2 protein-coding genes are annotated in these 1,381 nt (G+C 68.6%); both read left to right on the forward strand.

The window, feature by feature from the left end:
- The first annotated feature begins 199 nt into the window (after nucleotides 1-199).
- Entirely contained in the window at nucleotides 200-1,102 is a 903-nt protein-coding gene (locus tag AKL29_RS02355) for a LysR substrate-binding domain-containing protein (RefSeq protein ID WP_028336047.1), read from the forward strand.
- Nucleotides 1,095-1,381, forward strand: a 287-nt coding sequence (locus tag AKL29_RS44230) for an FAD-dependent monooxygenase (protein ID WP_244481694.1), incomplete at its 3' end; no start/stop codon positions are given. The genes AKL29_RS02355 and AKL29_RS44230, both read left to right, overlap by 8 nt.

Genomic DNA, 1,381 nt, shown 5'->3' on the forward strand with positions numbered 1-1,381 from the left:
CGGTTACAGTGGGACTCGCGGAGACTTCCCCTCACCCGGATCGCATCTGGCGATGCGATCCGACCTCTCCCCGCAAGCGGGGCGAGGTACGTCAACCGCGCCGCATTAGCTCAAATCACAGCAACCATATTTCTGCGCCGCTTGGCCTCTTCCGGCAAACTGAGTTATCTTGACCTTGCATCAGTTTTCCTGAGGGTTCATGCGGCGGCTGCTCTTTCTCAACGGCATCAAGGCGTTCGAAGCGGCGGCGCGGACCGGCAGCTTCGCGGCGGCAGGCAGCGAGCTCAATGTCTCGGCCGCCGCGATCAGCCGGATGGTGCATCTTTTGGAGGAGCGGCTCGGCGTCGCGCTGTTCGAGCGCAAGGCCAACCGCCTCGTCACCACGCCGGCCGGCCGCGCCTATCAGGGCGGGCTGACGCCGATCTTCGACGCGCTGGCGAGCCTCACCGCGCAGGTCACGGCGTCCGCGAGCGCGCGGGTGCTGACCGTCGGCGTCGGACCGACCTTTGCGCTGAAATGGATGATCCCGCACCTCGCCGAGTTCCGCAAAGCGGAGCCCGACATTGAGGTGCGGATCACGACCGGCGGCATGGCGGTGCCGTTCGCCGACGACTGGAGCTGCGGCATCCAGCTCGGCGACGGCCAGTGGCCGGGCCTCGTCGCCGAGCCGCTGTTTGCCGCCGACCTGATGCCGGTGTGCACGGCTCGGCTCGCCAACAGCCTGAAGCGCCCCGCCGACCTCAAGGGCCCGAGCCTGATCCGCGTCGCGCATTCGCCCGACGACTGGCCGTCCTGGCTGAAGGCGGCGGGCGTGCCGCGCCTGACCGCGCGCGGGCCGGAATTCCAGTTCTACGGCCAGGCGCTGCAGGCAGCTAGCGACGGGCTCGGCATCGCGATGGGCATCCGGCCCTATATCGACGACGATCTCGCCGCCGGCCGGCTGGTGGCGCCGTTTGCGCTCAGCGTGCCCAAGGGCATGCGGTGGTATCTGGTCTATCGCGGCTTCCACGCCGAGCAGCGCGATTTCGCCGCGTTCCGGCGCTGGATCATCCGTGCCGCGGCGGAGCCCGCCGCCCGCCGCAAGGGAACGCGCAGTGCCTGACGAGACCGTCGATACGCTGGTGATCGGCGGCGGCCAGGCCGGGCTCACCATGAGCCATCGGCTGAAGCAGCGCGGCATCGCCCATCTGGTGCTGGAGCGGGGTCGCATCGCCGAGCGCTGGCGCAGCGAACGCTGGGATGGCCTCATGTTCCAGTTTCCGAACTGGTCGGTGCGGCTGCCGGAATTTGCGTTTCCGCACAGCGATCCCGACGGCTTCTCGGACACCGCTGCCATCATCGCCTTCATCGAGGACTACGCCGCGTTCGTCGCGCCGCCGAT

It is taken from the genome of Bradyrhizobium pachyrhizi, assembly GCF_001189245.1.
GTDB lineage: Bacteria > Pseudomonadota > Alphaproteobacteria > Rhizobiales > Xanthobacteraceae > Bradyrhizobium > Bradyrhizobium pachyrhizi.